Here is a 17828-nt window from a genome sequence, read left to right as displayed (position 1 = left end):
GCTCCGAATTGAGGTCAGAGCTGTACTTTATAGGCTGAGCGTATTCAGTAGCTAGGTGTGGTTCAGGCGACGCTTACGAAACAGAAAACCTCGCAAGCAATTAAAACCTCGCGAGGTAAACTCGCTCCTACCAGATACACAGCGTTAATTCTCATTGAGGTTTTGTATTCTTTCTTTAATTTTAGTGCTTGAAATTCCTTGGGTATAAGGGATATAAACAACTCGAATATTTTGTGGTGCTAAAGCTATTTCCAATGCTTGCCAACGGGGCGTGTGTTGCCATTCATCACCGCAGATCACAAGGTTTACTCTTTGTTGTGCGATCCAGTGCGCTGCTCGCTCAGTATCGGCCATTGGTGCACCGACTAAAACCGCTTTATCTACGCATGCTAATGCCTTAATAATACTTAAGCGCTCGTCTTGATCCATTATTGGCGGTCGTCCCTTACTTTTTAACGCAAAAGCATCCGGTGCGACCCCAACAACTAAGTAGTCACCGTGTGATTTCGCTAACGACAAATACGTTAAGTGACCAGAGTGAAGCAGATCAAAAAAACCAAGCGCTAAAACACGGCACGGCTGTTGTGATTTCATCTGCTTTTGTACGAACTGCATAAGATTTTTTAAAAGACCGTCATGAGGTTTGAATTGTAATAGCACCTTAAGCATGGCATGCATTTTTTTGAAGTTGCCTTTTTTCCACTCAGTGTAGAGGTGAGAGTAGGCATAACAGTAATATAAGTAGGAATCTTGTATAATATTCGGGGCGCAGACGATGGTATCAAAATTTGCGTCAGGCATTTTCCAATCCAATCCATATAATGCTTGTAAGATTTGTTCTGGATACTGGGGATAACAAATTTCTCCGGCAGGTGAGCTGATGCTCACAACTTGAATAGCAGAGAAACGCGTCACTCTATTCCAAGTAAAAGGTACTTCTCGCATCCATAAACCTGATATGGTGTCTCCAGTGCTTTGCTCTGTGGCATAACCGCAAAGGTCAAGCACCAAGCCTGATTGGTGGCGAAAACACCGAGGGTTTATAAGTCCATAGGATTGCGCTTCTTCCTGCCAGCCAAGATGCTGTAAATGTTCGATTGCGCTTTCCATGTGAGACCAGTCGATACCAATATCAATATCTTTATCATTTTCTAAGAGTTGACCTTCACGCTCTAACCCAAGCAAACTACCAGCCGTAGGGAAAGCATAAAACCCCGCCTTTTTTAAGGATGACAACGTTTGTAGTAATAGGTGTAATGCGTTTTCAGGAGTTAGTTTAGTTGAGTTCGCGCTTTCATGTATTGGTACTTCGGATGATTGAACTTTTGCAATGTTTGTCAGTGCGTCATGCTGCAAGCGCCATCCTAGCGCTTGATAAAAGGTTTGAGCGGCGAGTGGTAGTTGTCTGTTTTGTTGATAACTACGAGCGAGAATATAATAGCTATCTGGTACATCTGGGTGTTTATGTAGCAGTGCTTCAAGTTGTTCAATCCATTCACTCCCGGCTTGTCTTCGTTGTGCCAATTGTGCGAGATATAAAATGACCTGCTGGGTGGGCTGCTGTTGATATAGCTGCTGAAATGCTTGTTCTGCTGCTTGGTCTTGGCCCGAAGTAAAATACTCGATAGCCTGTGTCATCTTTTTATTAAGCTGTGACTGTTGAATTGCTGTATCTTTCTGCATCGATTAAATACCTAGTTGGCTGCTTTTAGTTTTTGTAGTCACAGAGTCCATATTTTGATGACCCACTTTAATGGATTTGATGTGTTTAATGTGAAGTCGCTAGCAGTTTTATGCTTCTGCACGCTCGGGCATTTTGCCAACCAGCGGAAGCTCCACTATGATTACTTTAAATCAGGAAATCGGAGAGCGAAAGTGCTACCAGTTTTAATTATTGTTTCTTCTCTGACAGTACTCGCCCCTGATGAATTGTTTAAGACATTACAGGTTATTCAAGATTTAAACACCTCTAATCCAACACAAGCAACTCGGGTATATGAAGCAGCGCTGCTCAAACTGCCAACACAACCCTCTAAAGGCATCTATGAGATACATCGTGCCGGTTTAGAAGCTGCAATTAAAACAAACGATACGGTCAGAATACATGAAATAGTAGCGCTATTTTCTGAAAATGCTGAGTGGCTTGCGTATTTGCAGTCCGAAAAGGGGCAAATTGCAAATTACCTCGCGATTTACTATCGCCGAATAGGTAAGCCTGCGCTTGCGCAAAAAAACTATGAATGTGCACTTAAGTACTCAACTCACGAGCAAAGGCCACTTATAGTTAATAATCTTGCCGTTTTATATCGAACAACAGGGCAGTTAGAAGAAGCTGTCGATATCTTAGCGCCGACATTGTCTGAGGTGAAGGATGAACAACTGGAAGCGGCACTTAACAATAACTTAGCTAATGTTTATTTCGATATGAGTAAGTATCAGCATGCTGCAAGACTATATAGGCAAGCTTTCCTCTATCATCAAAAAGCAGAGCAAGCTTACGAGGCGAGCTATACGGGGTTAAATTTATTAAATGTTTATTTGCTTGCCAATCAGTGGAAAAACTATAGACGCTATATGAATACAGTGAAAACTCAGCTAAGTGCGTTAGAGGATAAAGAATTATCTATTGTGTTTACTTGGCAGGAGCTAATTTTTCAAAGAAGTAGAAATGGCATACAGCCAAAAGCAGATCAAGTAGAGTTTCTTATTTCGACTTTACCCGTATTGCTCCAAAGTGATTACGGCAGCAATATGGAGAAATATGTTTATACATTGCAGCTCCCAGAGTTGATAGCATTTTATAATACGTTGTTGTCTGAGCAGCAACAAGTGGCAGCCAGTGTATCGACGAATGCTTCGCTACTGGTAGTTGCGCTATCTTGGTGTGAGCACTAATCCATCACAAAAAACTATTACCATAGTAGAGCACAGCACCGTCTTTTATACGTTGAATAGTAGATGTAGTCAGGTAGGGGCTGATAAATAATGAGTACCTTTGACTTAACCATCACAGAGTAATACCAATTTACTTAATTAAGTGGTCTATTTTGAGGCAAAAAAATCTTGTCGATAGCCCGGCAAAAATTTTGCTATTTAGTTGTTCTAAATGATAAATTTTTAACACAGCTAGCGTCAGATTTAATTCCTCAAATTGAGCAAGTATTAAGTCAAATTGGTATAAAATCAAAGGTCAAAAGCGAGTTCAGAGTTAGAAAGTCCACGCTAGATGTAGCTGGGGAACAGATTCATTGGTATCTGTGCCAAGTTTGTTACGCCAATATTGCCATTCAACACCTAACATTAACTGATTGTCAGGCATACCTACCGCGTTGCCTAGATCCCATTGTAGAATTGGCTGCGCGAGCAACCAGCCTTTTACGTCATTACCCAACTCGTTCTCTCGCTCGCCAATATATTCTACGTGACCTGTGAGGTAGAACTTTTGCTCGCCAATTGTAAAGGGGTAACCCCAAGCGAGATCTATCATCCAGCTATCACTTTCTTTAGGCGCACCGCCATGACTAATACCTTGGCTATCGTCTTGATAAAGTGTGAAGGTAGAAGAGAAAAAATTGAACCCTTCAAAATTCCAATTTACTTTGACACCTGGCAAGTATTTCATCACCTTAGCGTCTCCGGCTGCATTGAAACCCATTGTTAAGCTAACGTCAGCTATGGCGTCGAAAGAAGACTTAAAGCCTGCAATCTTTGACATCGATAAGCTCGAGTACCACTCTCCATAAAAGTCACCGTCTTGGTAACCATCACTAAGGTCATCTTTGCTGTAATCGATAAAGAAGAAATTATCGCCGTAGCGATATCCAGACGCATGTTGTAATGAGTAAATCGTTGCCGTTGCTTCGCTTCTGCTAAACGGGTTTTTGAAATCACCGTGGTTTATATGTAGTTGTGTTGTACTCCAATCAGTAGCATAACCAAATGTGCTAAAAGCGAGTGAGGAGGAAATGATGAGTGTGTTGATTTTCATTTATTAATTCGGATAGCGTTAAAAATGAAAGTATAACAAAAGCGCCCAAAGTTGGGCGCGTAAACCGAATAAATTATGCTTTATTTCTTCTTAGGCAGATAACGGTAATGGCGGTGAAAGCCAAAATGAAACAGTAATAAGAAGAACTAGATACGTCCCAAGGGCTGATTTTAAACGTGGCCCCGAGTAGCAGTGCTTGTGCACCATAGGGTAAAGAGCCTTGCATAACACAAGCAAAAATATCTAGTAAGCTTGCCGAACGCTTAGCTGAGATCTTTCCATCTTCAGCCAGTTTTTTAGCAACGGGGCCAGCAACTATGATACTTACCGTGTTATTTGCGATACACAAGTTACTTGTTAACACGAGTGCAGCAATACCGAGTTGATCAGCTACTTGACGGTGCCATTTTGCGATAATGCTGGTAATTTTTTGGATCTGTTTGGCTAAAAAATCTAGGCCGCCATTGATACGAATAAATTCAGATAAACCACCAATAAACATCGACAGCAAGAAAATCTCCTGCATATCACTAAAGCCTTTATAGATATCGTTTAAGAAGGCAGCGCCTTGATAGTCACCGGCAAAACCCATACAGCCGGCAAACACAATACCACTAAAGAGCACAACAAAGACATTGATACCAATCACCGCCAAGACCAAAATAAATACGTATGGTAAAACTAATAACCAATCAAACGGCTTGGTTTCTACAACCTGCGGCTCTGGGGTTAAAAACACCAATAGTAAAACAGTCAGCAGTGCCGCTGGTAGAGCTATTTTAAGATTCTCTCTAAATTTATCTTTCATTTCACAACCTTGCGTTCGTGTTGCCGCGATTGTGGTATCAGAAATAATAGATAAGTTATCGCCAAACATTGCGCCCGAAACGATGGTGCCAGCCATTAGTGCTGGATCAATTCCGGTTTTCATCGCGACGGCAACAGCAATAGGTCCAATTGCACCAATTGTGCCCATGGAGGTTCCCATTGCGGTAGAGACGACAGCAGAAATAAGGAACAAGCCGGGTAATAAAAATGCCGGAGGAATAAGTGATAAACCGGCGTTAACCACAGCGTCAACACCGCCAGTGGCACTTGCAACCGCAGAAAAAGCTCCTGCTAATAAATAGATGAGGCACATGGTGATAATATTGCTGTGTCCTGCGCCTTGAATAAAAGTTTCGACGCTGCGGTTGATGGTATCTTTATTAAGTAAAAAAGCGAGAACGATGGCTGGTAGAATCGCGACAGGAGCTTTTAATTGATAAAACGCATAATCAACGCCTTGCGATTGCAAATACAATCCTGCGCCAAGAAAAATCCCTACAAAGGTCAACAGCGGCAATAATGATAATTTTGCCTTTGTTTGATTGTAATTTGGTTGCATAGCACTCCCCAACAATAAAGCACAGCCAATAGTCAGCTGTAAAACCGCACAACACACCTAATACCAATTGTATTAATTCTCCAACCAATTTGAACGGGGAATTAGCATATTAGCGTCGCTAAAAATTTCTCATTTAGAACAACTAAATAGCAAAATTTTTGCCTAGCTACTAAAGCTATTTTCCGCTTCAAAGTAGCCCATTTACTTAATGCAATTGGTATAAGATGAAAATCTCTCAACTTCAATAGGTGAGTGAGCGCGGCAGTTTATATGTTTAGACGTCTAAAGTCTAATGTTTTATTATTTTCAACTTAACTGACTATGACACACAGATACGGTAAACTCTACTCCCGCAAAAACACATTTCTATTATCCGGTTAGCCATCGTTGCTGCCTTTTGGATAATCAACATCGCAAATAAAAAAGGGTAACGTATGACAAGAATAGGTATTTACGGTGCGAATGGCAGAATGGGGTTAGCATTGATTGAAGCCTGTTATTTGTCGCAACAAGTAGAGCTGGCCAACGCTTTTGTACGAGATAATTCACAATATCTTGATAAAGCAGTTAATCAATTGCAGCCTCAAGCAGACGCAAATATCTGTTTTAGCTCCGAGCAAAGTAAGCTTGAAAATGTTGACGTATTAATAGACTTCACTTTGCCAGAGGGCATGAAGCAGCATTTATCAGCTGCAATTGCCGCTAAAAAACCGATGGTGATCGGTACTACTGGACTGACTGCAAACGAAATGGCGCTGTTGGTGGAAGCCGCAAAAGATATCCCAATTGTGTTTTCTCGCAACTATAGCGTTGGCATTAACCTGCTACTGAACCTAGTACAAACAGCCGCACAAAAGCTGGCTGACGACATGGATATTGAAATTTTCGAAGCGCACCACCGCAACAAAATCGACGCACCCTCAGGAACTGCACTCGCTATCGGAGAGGCGATTGCAGAAGCAAAAGGCTGGCAACATGATGAGGTTGCGGTTTACGACCGAAGTCAGAGCCACGAAGCGAAATCTCAACAAGAAATCGGTTATTCGGTCCTCAGAGCGGGAGATATAGTAGGTGAACATACGGCTTACTTCTCGACAATGGGGGAAAGGCTTGAATTAACACATAAAGCAGCGTCGAGATTGACCTTTGCATCAGGTGCTGTAAGGGCTGCGCAGTGGCTAAAAGATAAACCAGTAGGCCTTTATGATATGCAAGATGTGCTAGATTTAAAGAAGTAAGTATAACATTTTGAGGCTTTAAAGCAAAAAAAGAGTTTAATGGCTTATTTTTATAAATTTTGTGATTTATATTAGACGAAAAGGCATTCATGCTGTAGACTATAACGAATTTGCCAAAATTTTAATAACTGCGTGTTACCAAGCGCTTTGTAGACGGGATGTTGAGCGTTTTGCTTTCGCCCGTTTTTTACTATTAGGAGGTTAACTTGACTAAATCCGCTCTGTTAGTCCTTGAAGACGGCACGGTGTTTCGCGGTACTGCTATCGGTGCTGACGGTTTGTCAGTCGGTGAGGTGGTATTCAATACGTCAATGACGGGGTATCAAGAGATCTTAACGGATCCTTCATACGCGGAACAAATCGTTACGCTTACTTACCCACATATCGGCAACACCGGTACTAACAGCGAAGATGAGGAAGCGGACAAGATCTGGGCAAAAGGCCTAGTGATCCGTGACTTACCACTGCTTGCGAGTAATTTCCGTAACGAACAATCATTAAGTGATTACTTGAAAGAACGCAATATCTTAGGGATCGCAGATATTGATACTCGTAAACTAACTCGCATTTTACGTGATAAAGGCGCTCAAAACGGCTGTATCATCGCAGGCGACGAAGTAGACGAGCAAAAAGCGCTAGAAGCGGCGCAAGCATTCCCTGGCTTGAAAGGGATGGATTTAGCAAAAGTAGTAACAACAGAATCTCAGTTTGAATGGCGTGAATCAAGCTGGACTCTAGGCGAGGGCTTTAAAACGCTTTCTGCTGAAGAAGAAAAATTCCATGTTGTTGCGTACGATTTTGGTGTGAAAAAGAACATTCTTAGAATGTTAGTTGATAGAGGCTGTAAGTTAACCGTTGTTCCAGCAGAAACCTCCGCTGCTGACGTACTTGCATTAAACCCTGATGGTATCTTCCTATCAAATGGCCCTGGCGACCCTGAGCCATGTACTTATGCCATTGAAGCAATCAAAGCATTTTTAGAAACAGATACACCTATTTTTGGTATTTGTTTAGGCCATCAATTATTAGCACTCGCTTCTGGTGCGAAAACAGTAAAAATGAAGTTTGGTCACCATGGTGGTAACCACCCGGTTAAAGACTTAGATCGTGATGTCGTGATGATCACTGCACAAAACCACGGTTTTGCTGCTGACGAAGCAACGCTTCCTGATACGCTACGTGCAACGCACAAGTCACTGTTCGATGGCACACTGCAAGGTATTCACCGTACTGATAAGCCAGCGTTTAGCTTCCAAGGTCACCCTGAAGCAAGTCCTGGTCCACATGATGCGGCACCGCTATTCGACCATTTCATTGAATTAATGCAATCTCGCAACGCTTAATTAGACCGGAGTAATAATGCCAAAACGTACCGACATAAAAAGCATTCTGATTTTGGGCGCAGGCCCAATCGTTATCGGCCAAGCATGTGAATTCGATTACTCTGGTGCTCAGGCCTGTAAAGCGCTTAGAGAAGAAGGCTATAGAGTTATTCTTGTTAACTCTAACCCTGCGACTATCATGACTGACCCTGAAATGGCGGATGCAACTTACATCGAGCCTATTCACTGGGAAGTGGTAGAAAAGATCATTGAAAAAGAAAAGCCTGATGCAGTGCTGCCGACTATGGGTGGCCAAACAGCACTTAACTGTGCGCTAGACCTAGATAAGCACGGTGTGCTTGCTAAACATGGCGTTGAGCTAATTGGTGCGACTGCAGATGCAATCGATAAAGCGGAAAACCGTGAGCGTTTTGACGCGGCGATGAAAAATATCGGCTTAGAATGTCCTCGTGCTGAAATTGCACACTCAATGGATGAAGCGCACGATATCTTAACTCGCATCGGGTTCCCATGTATTATTCGTCCTTCGTTCACGATGGGCGGCACCGGTGGTGGTGTTGCGTATAACATGGAAGAGTTTGACGAGATCTGTACTCGTGGTCTTGACCTGTCACCAACAAATGAGCTGCTTATCGATGAAAGCCTATTAGGCTGGAAAGAATATGAGATGGAAGTGGTTCGTGACAAAAACGACAACTGTATCATCGTATGTTCAATCGAAAACTTCGATCCAATGGGCGTACACACTGGTGATTCAATCACAGTTGCACCAGCACAAACGCTAACTGATAAAGAATATCAAATCATGCGTAACGCCTCGATGGCGGTACTTCGTGAAATTGGTGTTGAAACTGGTGGTTCAAACGTTCAGTTTGGTGTCAATCCTGTTGATGGCCGTATGGTTATCATCGAGATGAACCCGCGTGTATCGCGCTCTTCTGCGCTTGCGTCAAAAGCAACGGGCTTCCCGATCGCTAAAATCGCAGCCAAGCTTGCCGTAGGTTATACGCTTGATGAGCTTCAAAACGACATCACAGGTGGTGCAACTCCAGCATCATTTGAGCCGTCAATCGACTACGTAGTGACTAAGATCCCTCGTTTTAACTTCGAAAAATTCGCAGGTTCAAACGACCGTCTAACTACGCAAATGAAGTCGGTTGGTGAGGTAATGGCAATTGGTCGTAACCAACAAGAGTCATTACAAAAAGCACTTCGAGGCCTGGAAGTGGGTGCTACGGGTCTGAACCCAATCGTTGCACTTGACGCGCCAAACGCAAAAGAAACGATCATCCGTGAATTACGCGAGCCAGGTGCTGAGCGTATTTGGTATATTGCTGATGCGATGCGTCACGGTATGTCTGTTGAAGAGGTATTTGAGCTCACTAAAGTTGACCCTTGGTATCTAGTGCAAATCGAAGACATCTTAAAAGATGAAGCGACAATCGCTGAAGTGGGCATGGCAGGTCTAAACAAAGACTTCCTGCGCCGCTTGAAGCGTAAAGGTTTCTCAGATGCTCGCATTGCCGAAATCGCAGGCGTATCAGAAAAAGAAATTCGCAAGAAGCGTCACCAGCTTGAAATTCTGCCTGTTTACAAGCGCGTAGACACATGTGCTGCAGAGTTTAGCTCAGACACTGCTTACATGTACTCAACGTATGATGAAGAATGCGAAGCGAATCCTTCTGACAAAGACAAAATCATGGTTATCGGTGGTGGTCCTAACCGTATCGGTCAAGGTATCGAATTCGATTACTGCTGTGTACACGCTGCCCTTGCGATGCGTGAAGATGGCTATGAAACTATCATGGTTAACTGCAACCCAGAGACGGTTTCAACAGACTACGATACGTCTGATCGCTTATTCTTCGAGCCAATTACACTTGAAGACGTGCTAGAAATTGTCCGTGTTGAAAAGCCAAAAGGCGTAATTGTTCAGTACGGTGGTCAAACTCCACTTAAACTGGCACGAGATCTTGAAGCGAATGGTGTGCCAGTGATTGGTACTTCTCCTGACGCTATCGACCGCGCAGAAGACCGTGAGCGCTTCCAACAGCTTGTAGAGCGTCTAAACCTACTACAACCAGAAAATGCAACGGTAACCTCACTAGAAGAAGCAGTTGCTAAATCACAAGAAATTGGCTTCCCACTGGTTGTTCGTCCATCATACGTACTTGGTGGTCGTGCAATGGAAATCGTGTACGATGAAGACGACTTACGTCGCTACATGACAGAAGCGGTGTCTGTTTCTAATGAAGCACCAGTACTACTTGACCGTTTCTTAGACGATGCAATTGAAGTAGACGTAGATGCTATCTGTGACGGTGAGAATGTTATCATCGGCGGTATTATGGAGCACATCGAGCAAGCAGGTGTTCACTCGGGTGACTCGGCTTGTTCATTGCCTGCACACACGTTGCCACAAGATATTCAAGACGTGATGCGTAAGCAAGTCCGTGATATGGCGCTGGAGCTGGGTGTTGTTGGTCTGATGAATACCCAGTTCGCGGTGAAAGACGGCCAAGTTTACTTGATTGAAGTTAACCCACGTGCTGCTCGTACAGTACCATTTGTTTCAAAAGCAACAGGCGTTGCACTTGCAAAGGTTGCTGCACGTTGTATGGTTGGCCAGTCTCTTGAAAGCCAAGGTGTAACGAAGGAAGTTATCCCTCCATATTACAGTGTAAAGGAAGTGGTATTGCCATTCGCTAAGTTCCCAGGTGTTGACCCAATGCGTGGTCCAGAGATGCGCTCGACGGGTGAAGTGATGGGTGTTGGTGAAAACTTCGCCGAAGCATTCGCAAAAGCCCAATTAGGTGCATCAAACACTTTACCACGTGGCGGCCGCGCGCTACTATCTGTGCGCAATGGTGATAAGGCACGCGTAGTTGAACTAGCTAAGACAATGAAAGCAATTGGTTTTGAGTTAGATGCAACGAATGGTACGGCGAAAGCGCTTGAAGAAGCGGGTATTGAAGTACGTCGCGTAAACAAAGTATTCGAAGGCCGTCCTCATATTCTTGACCGTATCAAGAATGGTGAGTACAGCTATATCGTTAATACTACCGAAGGTCGCCAAGCTATTGAGGACTCGAAGGTGTTACGTCGTGGTGCACTTCAGCATAAGACTAACTACACCACTACGCTAAATGCAGCGTTTGCAAACTGTACAGCGAATGAAGCTGACGACAGAAGTTCTGTAAACTCTGTTCAAGAACTACACCAGCGTTTGAACTAAAAAGAACAAGGCCAGAGCGTCAGCTCTGGCAATGAGTGAGATACTTATGCAATCAATTCCGATGACAGTACGAGGCGAAGAATTGCTTCGTGATGAACTGAATCATTTAAAAAAAGTTGTTCGCCCGAAAATCGTTGCAGATATTGCAGAAGCACGTGAACACGGTGACTTGAAAGAAAATGCTGAATACCATGCTGCACGTGAGCAGCAAGGTTTTTGTGAAGGCCGAATTCAAGAAATTGAAGCTAAGCTTTCGACAGCACAAATCATCGACGTGACTAAAATGCAGAACAACGGCAAGGTTATTTTTGGTAGTACTGTGACTATTGTGAATGTAGATACAGACAAAGAAGTAACTTATCGTATCGTTGGTGACGACGAGGCCGATCTTAAGAACAACTTGATTTCTGTTAATTCACCGATTGCGCGTGGATTAATCGGAAAAGAACTAGATGATACGGTGAATATTCAAACGCCAAATGGTGCTGTTGAATATGAAATCATTGAAGTTGAATACAAGTAATCCTTTCTTTTAAAGCCCGCATCCGCGGGCTTTTTACTATAATAATCATTTCTACTTTTGCTGCTGTAATGCCGTGTAATTGCCATTTCTCTATATTCTTATAGCTTTGTTTGATGCCTATGTATTTTTGGAACAAACATTTTTAGGAGAAATGGATGTCATTTGAAGTCGATCAATTCAAAACACAAGGGTTTGAATTGTTTATGTCGAGTTGGAAATCTAGCTTGGCAGGTGCTGGCGCGCGGGATCTCTCCCAGAATCAACATTGTTTTTGGCGTACCATGCGTAGTCGATGTGCGATCGACCTTAGTAAGCAGAGTGAGCTTTTGCAAGGTGTGAGTTTAGCAAGATACGATACCTATCTTATTCTTACTGCTTTGTTGTATACCAATAGCTTGTATGCAAGCTCTGATTTAATCATCGGTTATAATCTACCAGATCACTTCTTTACCAATAATAGTTCAGAAGCGCGACAAAGCTTCTCTCGTGAGTTACTTGATTCGCTTAAGCTCACTCAGCCCTTATTCTTAGTTGATGAATATTTTGAAAATTTCGAGTTCAATACGATTGCTTATGACAAGCTCAATGAGGCTAATCCCGTTTGGCACGATATAAGCAGCGAATTAGGTACTTTACCCAGCTTAGTAAATACCACTCGCTCAGAGCATCAGCTTTCCTTGAATCTATTACACTTTGTACCGAAGCTATTCTCCGGTAAGCAACTTGCTGAGCAAATAAATTATTTAACCTGAGCTTCGAATAATTAATGCCTTTCTAGCAGCTAGTTTCAGCGCTAACTGCGTTGAATTCACTGCCAATAGCCTGCTATTGGTGCGTAAATTAGCCTGGTTATCCCTAAAACTCTCTGGCTAGATTAGGAAATAATTTGATGTAGTTAAAAAACAATGAGTTGGCTCATTCCTTATCCAAACCTCAGGTTATTTAGCTGAGATAGCGTAGGGGTCATACACATCTGACATAGTTTGAAACGAATTTGCTTTAGACTTTTAGTGCGAGCTTGTTACACTCGGATTGTTCCCAAAACCAATTAGGCACCGGTTCATAAGTGATATGTTAGTATGAATCGGTATCTTTATCAGGAGAATAACCATGAGTTTATTAAAAAGCGCATTGTTTAAGACGTTGAAAAATAAGTCTACTCAGCAAGTCGCTTCAGTGGTTTTGGATAAGGCACTGAAGCAGGGAAAAGAATACCTAGATTCAAGAAACACCAGCAGTGGTAACGATACAGATGAGTTGCTGTTAGGGCTACAGCATTTATTAGCACAAAAACCAAATGACGGTGTTTATTCAATCACGCTATCCGCTTATCGAGTGAGAGTAAAAATCACTTCTGGCGCCATTTCCCATATTGATAAGATCTAATTTATTCCACTCACTATAAATTTTTATTCCTTCTTTTCGTCAATTGGTTGGACTTTTAATCATAAAGATCAACCAATTGGGTGAATTTATAACCAACGACTTTCCCCCTATGGATACCCGCTTTTAAGATTATGGTGGCTTTTCCGTCGAGCCACTATTCCATAAAGTTATATAAAATATATTGTATACATTGTAATTTTAGTGTTAAAAATCTATAACCCAATCGGGTTTGGATACACAACAGGAAAGGTAAATGATGAAAATTACAAAACTCACTTTGGCGCTATCTGCGCTTACAGCTATAAATTCAGCCAACGCACATCAAGAATCACAGCGACTCTTTAAGCCGCTCGATGCATCGGTTCAAGTGGAAACGAACATTTCCCATGGCCATGAGCACAAAAATTTGCATGATAGAGCACCCGTTGCACATACACCAACAAGGAGTATGCCGCTATTATCTGCTAAACACACGCCATTATTGCAAGCGATGGACGTAAGCCAAAGTGAAGCGATTGCTGCGTGTGATCTAAACAGCTTAGCAAGTGCGGGCGGCAGCCAAATTGTTACTGAAATAAAGCAACAGGGCACGAGCTGTATCAATGCTTTGTTTTCCGCTGACAGCAGCATCCAAACACAAGTATTCACTTCAGATAAAATGTATGCTGCGGCGCAAAATGCCAAGTCGCTTTCGCAAAGCTATTCAGGCAACGGCAGTGCCGACCTAGAAGCGCTTTATCTATTTATTCGCGCTGGCTTTTACGTTGAGTTTTACAATGACCAGGTGACTTTTGCTACTTGGGTTAAACCTGCTGTTAAAGATGCGTTGGATGCTTTTGTTAGCAATAGCCATTTCTACGACGACAATGATGCTCATGGTAAAGTACTCGGTGAGGCTATTACTACAATGGACTCATCAGAACTACAGGGGCACTATCTGCCAGTTGTAAAAGCATGGCTATCTAAATGGAATGAAAGCTACGCTCAAAAGTGGAATATGCGCAGTGCGGTAAACGGCATTTTCACTATCTTATATCGAGGTCAGTGGAATGATAACTTTGTCGCTTTGGTTAAAAACGATCAACAATTGGTGAGTTTACTAGGGAGCTTCACTGCACAAACTTGGATGGTCAATTCAGACTCTGAATATCTAATCATCAATGCTGCGAGCGAATTGGCTCGACTTAAATTATACAATGGTGCAGCTATTCAAGAGTCAGTCGACACGCAATTAACCGCTTTATTCTCGCGTTATAACAGTTATGGCTTTGGCGATGGTGTCTGGTTAGCTGCGGCTGATGTCGCGACCTATTATGCTGATTGTAGCCAGTTTGGCATTTGTAATTTTGATAAAGAACTTGAGACCAAAGTACTTTCTCAACAACATAGTTGTAGCGATACAATAAAGATTAGAGCACAAGCGCTCACCGCTCAGCAATTGACTTCAGCGTGTCAAACCATGGAAGCGGAAGAAGGGCGATTCCACACCATGCTGGAAACTGGCCGCTTACCGGTTGCCGATGATAACAATGATTTTCTGCAAGTGAATATCTTTAATAGCAGTGCAGACTATAAAAAATATGCCAAAGCCATTTTTAAAATCAGCACCGACAACGGTGGTATGTATTTAGAGGGTGATCCTAGCGATGTGAATAACGTTGCTAATTTTGTTGCATACGAGGCCAGTTATGCAAAGCCGGATCATTACATCTGGAACTTAGAGCATGAATACGTACATTATCTTGATGGGCGTTTTGACCTGTATGGTGACTTTAATGCTCCGACTAAGCCTATCGTCTGGTGGAGCGAAGGGGTGGCTGAGTACATTGCAAACCTCAATGATAATCAAGCCGCAATAGATACAATCAAAGATGGCTCAGTATATACGCTAGCCGAAATCTTCAGCACGACGTATGACGGTTTTGATCAAGATAGAATTTACCGTTGGGGTTATTTAGGGGTGAGATTCCTGTATGAAAAACACTTTGATGAAGTGCTCGCAATGCGACAAGAAACGAGACAAGCAAATTGGAATGCGTACCAAGCCCGTATGGACCGCCTCGCATCACAGTATCAATCAGAGTTTGTTCAATGGTGCAACGAGCTTGCTGCTGGTGGTCAGAATAACGCACCCACTTCAGAGGTTAATGGGCCATACTCTGGTGATGTTAATCAAGCGATACTATTTTCAAGCCAAGGTAGTGTCGACCCTGATGGTGATGCACTCACTTATCTGTGGCGTTTTGGTGATGGTAGCCAAAGTAATGAAGCCAATCCCACGCACAGTTATGTGCAAGCTGGCGAGTATCAAATTAGCTTAACAGTGAGCGACTCTAGCGGTTTGAATCACACTAGTAATACAGTGGCTACTGTAAACGCAACGACTTCAAACAAACTACAGTCTGGCGTACCTGTCACGGTTGCGGGCGAGCAAGATGAACAAGTTGCATTTTCAATCGATGTTACTGCTGGCACTGATAAATTAGTCATCAGCATGTCTGGAGGTACAGGTGATGCCGATCTTTACGTTAAGTTGGGCTCGGCGCCAACGTTCAGCGAGTATGATTGCAGACCATACCAATCCGGTAACGAAGAGGTATGTGAAATCACTACACCTGCCGCTGGCACCTATTACATTATGCTGCATGGTTATAATCGCTTTGAAAATGTGCAGTTGTTAGGAGAAATCGTAACAACTTCAACAATAGAGGACGTATGTCAGTCGCAGGGTAGTGTCTCTAATGGTAGATTAGCAGCGGATGAAACAATTTGCCTTGGAAGCCAAGATCCGATGTGGTTTAGCCTTGAGAACGTCAGTGGTCAACAATCGGTGGTGATAAAAACTGCCCATGGTAGTGGTGACCTTGGTCTTGAATACAGCAATGCAGGATGGCCAAATGGCACTAATGTGGATGCAAGCTCATTCAATCAAGGTAACCAAGAGTGCATTGAGATAAGTGCGCAATCTGAATATTGGGGATACTTGAAAGTGTCAGGCTCACCAACGGGTGCAGCGCTGAAGGTGTCTTATAATAAAGATGGTTGTCAGTAATAGCGCGTTACTAAGGCAGAAATAATGAAAGTAATTAAACGGGTGATACAGATCACAGTTATTACTTGTTCATAATTTGTTTTTGTTATATTTTTGTAAAGTAAGGGGCCTTTGGTCCCTTTGTTCATTTAAAAACATGCAAAAGGAATTAACGGATGTGCCGAGAAGGAGCTAGGCTGTATTTTTAAACTGTATTAAAAGTTTAGGTTAGACACGAGGCACTCAGTGTTAAAAAAGTACTTTATTGCCATTTCCATTTGGTTAATGGTGGCCTTTTCAGTGACAGCCGCTGAAACCCAAATTCTTTACGTATATCATCATAAGCCGCCCTATATTATTGATCTAGAAGCGCAAAAAGGTCTTTATTTTGATTTAGCAAAACTGATTAATGCCGTGCAAAAAGAGCTGCAGGTCGAAGTACGTTTCGTACCACGTAAACGCTTAGATAAGCAGCTCGAACAGCAAACGCTCAAAGGTTTTATTTTAGGAGTAAACCCGGCTTGGTTTGATGACCGCAAAAAACAAAAGTATTTGTGGAGCGGCCCGTTAATGTATGACACGGACGAATTCGTCTCGCATGTAGAGCAACCGTTTGAGTATTATCACCCTAGCTCATTGTACGGTAATCAAGTTGGCGCCATTGCAGGGTACTACTATCGCCACTTGGACCAAGGAGTGGAGCAAGCCAATATCCAGCGAGTGAACGTAAATTCCGAAGAAGCACTATTGGAGATGATCCTCAAAAGGCGGGTGAGTATTGCCATTGTCAGTCGGTCTACGACAGAATATCTTGTTGCTAAAAATGGTTGGAAGCGAGTGTTTCACTTTTCTCAAAATCCCCATGAAACCTATTTTAGAGCAATATTGGCGCCTAAAAATTCAGCATCGGATTTTGAGGCGCTACAACAGGTGTTAGATTCCAAGCCTTTCAAAAAGCAATTGGTGAAATTGCTTAAAAGCTACCATCTTGCTTATTAAAGTAAGGGGAAAGGAGCAGTAGCTATTCTTATTTCAGGTTAGATACATCGCTCCGGTGCTTTAGTGATTATCAGCAATTATTACCAACTACCCGTGTTTTCCATTGACTGCCAAGGCTCGGCTGGAGGCAATGCATCACCTTGTTGGAGTAATTCGATCGAAATGCCATCTGGAGATTTAACAAATGCCATGTGACCACAGCGCGGTGGTCGGTTGATAGCCACACCGGCATCTTGCAGCTTTTGGCAAAGTGCATAAATGTTTTCTACGGCAAAGGCCAAGTGGCCAAAATTACGACCACCGCTATATTCTTCCGGATCCCAGTTATAGGTAAGTTCGATAGTAGGAGAAAAGCTTTGCTGAGCCTGCTCAACTTGATCAGGGGCGGCGAGATAAATTAAACTAAAGCGGCCTTGTTCACTGTCATAACGTTTCACTTCAACGAGACCTAAGAGGTCGCAATAAAACTTCATTGATTCGTCAAGATCACGTACACGTACCATGGTATGTAAGTATTTCATTATGTATTCCGTTTAGACTCTAGTCAGCAAAGTTTAAAGTGTTACACATCAGATTGAAAGGTCAACAGACCTCAGGCACCTAGATGACCGTATAAAAAAGTAATTGATTTCTGGTAATTTTTAGTACTGCTAGTTAAGCTTTTGTGAGATTGAGAATTAATGTTTCAAAAGGGCGCT

Annotated in this window: 13 protein-coding genes; 9 read left to right on the top strand and 4 right to left on the bottom strand. The window is 42.7% G+C overall.

Annotated features, from left to right (window positions below; translation table 11 throughout):
• Window positions 1-144: 144 nt before the first annotated feature.
• Window positions 145-1683, bottom strand: coding sequence for an adenylyltransferase/cytidyltransferase family protein (locus tag NO992_RS07165; protein ID WP_371375576.1), 1539 nt, complete (start codon window positions 1681-1683; stop codon window positions 145-147).
• 192 nt (window positions 1684-1875) lie between these two features.
• Between NO992_RS07165 and NO992_RS07160 the strand changes: the two genes are divergently transcribed.
• Complete coding sequence (locus NO992_RS07160; protein ID WP_371375573.1) at window positions 1876-2895, top strand: tetratricopeptide repeat protein; 1020 nt, start codon at window positions 1876-1878, stop codon at window positions 2893-2895.
• 313 nt (window positions 2896-3208) lie between these two features.
• Here the strand turns inward: NO992_RS07160 and NO992_RS07155 are convergent, their stop codons facing one another.
• Window positions 3209-3988: a nucleoside-binding protein gene (locus NO992_RS07155; RefSeq protein WP_371375570.1), complete on the bottom strand. Its 780-nt coding sequence runs from the start codon at window positions 3986-3988 to the stop codon at window positions 3209-3211.
• Between the two features lie 73 nt (window positions 3989-4061).
• On the bottom strand, window positions 4062-5375 hold the full coding sequence (locus tag NO992_RS07150; RefSeq protein WP_371375567.1) for a Na+/H+ antiporter NhaC family protein: 1314 nt from the start codon (window positions 5373-5375) through the stop codon (window positions 4062-4064).
• A gap of 434 nt (window positions 5376-5809) precedes the next feature.
• Between NO992_RS07150 and dapB the strand changes: the two genes are divergently transcribed.
• The 8 genes from dapB (at window position 5810) to NO992_RS07110 (ending at window position 17130) form a co-directional block, all read left to right on the top strand.
• Window positions 5810-6613: a 4-hydroxy-tetrahydrodipicolinate reductase gene (dapB, locus tag NO992_RS07145; RefSeq protein WP_010377967.1), complete on the top strand. Its 804-nt coding sequence runs from the start codon at window positions 5810-5812 to the stop codon at window positions 6611-6613.
• A 206-nt stretch (window positions 6614-6819) separates the two neighbouring features.
• Window positions 6820-7956 (top strand): glutamine-hydrolyzing carbamoyl-phosphate synthase small subunit, encoded by a 1137-nt coding sequence (gene carA / locus NO992_RS07140; RefSeq protein WP_371375564.1) that lies wholly within the window; start codon window positions 6820-6822, stop codon window positions 7954-7956.
• Between the two features lie 16 nt (window positions 7957-7972).
• Entirely contained in the window at window positions 7973-11191 is a 3219-nt protein-coding gene (carB, locus tag NO992_RS07135; protein ID WP_039495519.1) for a carbamoyl-phosphate synthase large subunit, read from the top strand.
• 46 nt (window positions 11192-11237) lie between these two features.
• Window positions 11238-11714, top strand: coding sequence for a transcription elongation factor GreA (gene greA, locus NO992_RS07130; RefSeq protein WP_010377973.1), 477 nt, complete (start codon window positions 11238-11240; stop codon window positions 11712-11714).
• A gap of 155 nt (window positions 11715-11869) precedes the next feature.
• Window positions 11870-12466 (top strand): hypothetical protein, encoded by a 597-nt coding sequence (locus NO992_RS07125; RefSeq protein ID WP_371375561.1) that lies wholly within the window; start codon window positions 11870-11872, stop codon window positions 12464-12466.
• A gap of 358 nt (window positions 12467-12824) precedes the next feature.
• Window positions 12825-13100 carry a hypothetical protein gene (locus tag NO992_RS07120; RefSeq protein ID WP_371375558.1) on the top strand — a complete coding sequence of 92 codons (276 nt, stop codon included), beginning with the start codon at window positions 12825-12827 and terminating at the stop codon, window positions 13098-13100.
• A gap of 253 nt (window positions 13101-13353) precedes the next feature.
• Entirely contained in the window at window positions 13354-16152 is a 2799-nt protein-coding gene (locus NO992_RS07115; protein ID WP_371375554.1) for a collagenase, read from the top strand.
• A 225-nt stretch (window positions 16153-16377) separates the two neighbouring features.
• Window positions 16378-17130: a substrate-binding periplasmic protein gene (locus NO992_RS07110; RefSeq protein ID WP_371375551.1), complete on the top strand. Its 753-nt coding sequence runs from the start codon at window positions 16378-16380 to the stop codon at window positions 17128-17130.
• An 80-nt stretch (window positions 17131-17210) separates the two neighbouring features.
• Here the strand turns inward: NO992_RS07110 and NO992_RS07105 are convergent, their stop codons facing one another.
• Window positions 17211-17651: a VOC family protein gene (locus NO992_RS07105; protein ID WP_253104510.1), complete on the bottom strand. Its 441-nt coding sequence runs from the start codon at window positions 17649-17651 to the stop codon at window positions 17211-17213.
• Window positions 17652-17828 lie beyond the last annotated feature (177 nt).

Origin of the sequence: Pseudoalteromonas sp. DY56-GL79 (genome assembly GCF_041414765.1) — a bacterium.
GTDB classification, from domain to species: domain Bacteria; phylum Pseudomonadota; class Gammaproteobacteria; order Enterobacterales; family Alteromonadaceae; genus Pseudoalteromonas; species Pseudoalteromonas piscicida.
The sequence above is the reverse complement of the archived record's forward strand: the minus strand, read 5'-3'. Positions and strand labels throughout refer to the sequence as shown.

Coding starts and splice junctions, on each gene's coding strand:
- NO992_RS07165 (WP_371375576.1), bottom strand. CDS start 1,683: ATGCAGAAAGATACAGCAATTCAACAGTCACAGCTTAATAAAAAGATG.
- NO992_RS07115 (WP_371375554.1), top strand. CDS start 13,354: ATGATGAAAATTACAAAACTCACTTTGGCGCTATCTGCGCTTACAGCT.
- carB (WP_039495519.1), top strand. CDS start 7,973: ATGCCAAAACGTACCGACATAAAAAGCATTCTGATTTTGGGCGCAGGC.
- NO992_RS07150 (WP_371375567.1), bottom strand. CDS start 5,375: ATGCAACCAAATTACAATCAAACAAAGGCAAAATTATCATTATTGCCG.
- NO992_RS07105 (WP_253104510.1), bottom strand. CDS start 17,651: ATGAAATACTTACATACCATGGTACGTGTACGTGATCTTGACGAATCA.
- NO992_RS07155 (WP_371375570.1), bottom strand. CDS start 3,988: ATGAAAATCAACACACTCATCATTTCCTCCTCACTCGCTTTTAGCACA.
- NO992_RS07125 (WP_371375561.1), top strand. CDS start 11,870: ATGTCATTTGAAGTCGATCAATTCAAAACACAAGGGTTTGAATTGTTT.
- dapB (WP_010377967.1), top strand. CDS start 5,810: ATGACAAGAATAGGTATTTACGGTGCGAATGGCAGAATGGGGTTAGCA.
- greA (WP_010377973.1), top strand. CDS start 11,238: ATGCAATCAATTCCGATGACAGTACGAGGCGAAGAATTGCTTCGTGAT.
- NO992_RS07120 (WP_371375558.1), top strand. CDS start 12,825: ATGAGTTTATTAAAAAGCGCATTGTTTAAGACGTTGAAAAATAAGTCT.